We start from the raw sequence: 2,724 nt of genomic DNA, 5'->3' as shown, positions 1-2,724 counted from the left end.
AGATGGTGTCGCTGCGGCAGCAGTTCGGCGATCAGTGTGAACCGCCCGGCGGAACCCCACGAGTGCAGCAGTGCGGACGCGGCCAGCAGCACGACGTACAGCCCGATGGGTGAGCGCACCGAAGAGATAGGCGACGGGGATCGCCGCGAGTGCCGTGGCCCGCAGGATCGCGTCCCACCCGGCGAGCTGGGCACCGCCGCGACCGCGCAGCAGCCGGCCGAAGACGACAGTTCCGGCCGCGCTGGGCAGTGTGTACGCCGCCATGGTCACCGCGATCCAGGGGCCCCATTGATCATGCGGGACGAGTTGGATGGCGAGCCAGGACACCGCGACAACCGCCATCCCGTCGCCCAACGCGGAGACGGCGAGCCCGGGCAGCACGCGCCGGAGCTGAGGGTGACTGACCACCGGCCAGTACGGCGAGGAGCGTGGGAATCGGGAGGCGTACGGCATGCCGTCAGCTCACCCCGGTGCGGCCCTCGCAGACCAGCAAAACCTGCTCTCAGCAGAATCCGCCCAAGGCGGAACGTGGCCGGATCTCAGCCACGCCCCGGTCTGGGCGGCCGCCGTCGTGGGAGGCCGGGAAGGACAAGTCGATGGCCGCCTTCGGGCGGCGGGAGATCGACTCGGGTTCCTTGAAATCGGGGTGTCGTCGTGGCGATGACACCCCGACTTTCCGGAACCCGAGTCGATCAAACCGCTACTCCGCCCGGTAGACGGAGATGTGCGACGGGCTGTCGGCCTGGAACGGTCGCCGGTGCCAGTCGGCGTACCGCTCGGTGAGCCGGAGCCCTGCCTGCTGCGCCATCTCGTCGATCTGGTGTGGCCAGGCGTACCGCATGGCGAACGGCTTCAGGTGCACACCGTCGGCGTCGAACGTGATGGTCTGCCGGATGAACCGCTGCGCCGGCCGGTCGTACCTGTGCAGCCGGATCGTCGCGGAATCCTCGGTCACGGCCCGCACCTGCACCTGCTCGTCCGAGTCGAAGCCGCGAGGGTCGGGCACGAACGTCTCGACGACGAACGCGCCGCCGGGCGACAGCACCCGGGCGACGTTGCGGAAGCAGTCCGCCTGCCGCTCGGCGTCCACCAGGTTGAACAGGGTGTTGAAGACCAGGTACGCGAGCCGGAACTCACCGGTCACCGGTACGTCCGCCATGTCGGCGACGACCACCGGTATCCGCTCGCCGCCGGGTTTCGCCCGCAGTTGCGCGAGCATCTCCTCGGACGCCTCGACGCCGTGCACGTCGAGGCCGCGTTCGGCCAGCGGAAGCGCGACCCGGCCGGTGCCGATCGCCAGTTCGAGAACCGGGCCGCCGTCGGCCAGGTCGGCCAGGAAGTCCACGGCGGGGGCCGGGTCAGGGTTGGTGTCGCCGTCGTCGTAGTCGGCGGCCCACAGCCGGCCGAAGAGGCCGGGATCGTCGAAGACCGACATCAGCGGCCTCCGGGGTTGGCGTCAGTGGCGCCCAGCGCCAGGGGAACGATGCTGCTCACGAAGTCTCGATTCGTCAGATCGGATGACGGTGGGTTCGGGGGACTTCGTCGTGTCGGGCATGGCGGCTGCTCCCTTCGCGCGGCTGTCGACCGAGGACACCAGAGACACCGCGGGCCCGGCAAGGCAATTACGCCAGCCGGGCCCACGCCGGGACGTGCCGTCAGGAGATGTGGTGCAGGATCACGTTGTGTACGTGGTGGCTCTTCTGCGCGCCACGGAACTCCACCTCGTAGGTGTGCGTGCCGACGTGGATGGCGATGGCGCCGGTGGAGAAGAACGAACCACCCCACGACTTGTTGCTGACCACGCTCACGCTGGTGATCTTCGAGTACGGGATGCTGGTGATCGCGAACCGCTTCCCGACGAACGAGCGGTCCTGGATGATCACCCGGCGGTCGGTCAGCCCGATGAACCCGGTGCCGGTGCCGACGGCGTCGTAGACGGCGATGATCTGCTCGCCTTCGAGGAGGCCACTCTCGATCTGCTGGACCTGCTCCTTGCGGTCGTACGCGATGTTCGCCATGCCGTTCAGGCTAGAAAACCGGTGCCAACGGGCCCAGCCGGGCGAGGACCCCGAGCGTCCGGGTCAGCTCGGCGGGGGTAAGCGCCCACTCGGCGTGTCTCGTCGGGGGTTCGCGTCGGTCGCGGCGCGGACGAACTCGCGCACGCGGGTGGTGGTGTTGCCGGGCAGCCAGACCGGCCCCCGTTCGATCGGTGGTGCGTCGTGGATGGGCACGTACGCCACGTCGGGACGCGGGTAGTAGCGCCGCGTGTGCTCGCCCACCGGCAGCACACCCCGGCCCAGCGCGACCAGTGACAGCATCTCGGAGAAGGTGTTCCCGGCGGGTCCCTTCGGCACCGGGCGGCCGCCGGGGGTGCGCTCCGGGGTGCGGTCCCGCTTGAACTCCGCCGAGGTCACGCTCGGGTACTGCACCACCGGGTGGTCGGCGAGCACCTCCAACGACACCGACCGTTCCCGGGTGAGCGGGTGACCCGCCGCCACCGCCAGCACCCGATCCTCGCGAAGCAGCGCCGGGCCGGTGGCCATCCCGTCGAACGGGTACGAGGCGATCAACACGTCCGTCGAGCCGTCGAGCAGCCCGGAGCGGGTGGTGGACAACTGTGCCTCGTGCACCTCCACCCGACAGTCGGGGTGCCGCTCGCCGAACAGGGCCACCGCCCGGAGCAGCACCGGCGCGGTCCACTCGCCGAGGAACGCCACCCGTAGC

The 2,724-nt window shown here is 70.0% G+C and carries 3 protein-coding genes and 1 pseudogene; all 4 read right to left on the bottom strand.

Annotated features, from left to right (window positions below):
* Positions 1-453 (bottom strand): annotated as a pseudogene (locus KBX53_RS28800) (MFS transporter); the annotation flags it as partial.
* Between the two features lie 247 nt (positions 454-700).
* The gene (locus KBX53_RS28795; protein WP_210862723.1) at positions 701-1,435 is read right to left on the bottom strand and encodes a class I SAM-dependent methyltransferase; all 735 of its coding nucleotides are present in this window, start codon (positions 1,433-1,435) and stop codon (positions 701-703) included.
* A gap of 220 nt (positions 1,436-1,655) precedes the next feature.
* The gene (locus tag KBX53_RS28790) at positions 1,656-2,018 is read right to left on the bottom strand and encodes a PH domain-containing protein (protein ID WP_030337500.1); all 363 of its coding nucleotides are present in this window, start codon (positions 2,016-2,018) and stop codon (positions 1,656-1,658) included.
* Positions 2,019-2,081: 63 nt separating this feature from the next.
* On the bottom strand, positions 2,082-2,724 hold a 643-nt coding region (locus KBX53_RS28785; protein ID WP_210862721.1), incomplete at its 5' end, for a LysR family substrate-binding domain-containing protein.

It is taken from the genome of Micromonospora sp. M51 (genome assembly GCF_018070305.1).
Lineage (GTDB): Bacteria > Actinomycetota > Actinomycetes > Mycobacteriales > Micromonosporaceae > Micromonospora > Micromonospora parva.
Note: the sequence above shows the minus strand (reverse complement) of the source record. Positions and strands in the feature narration are given on the sequence as shown.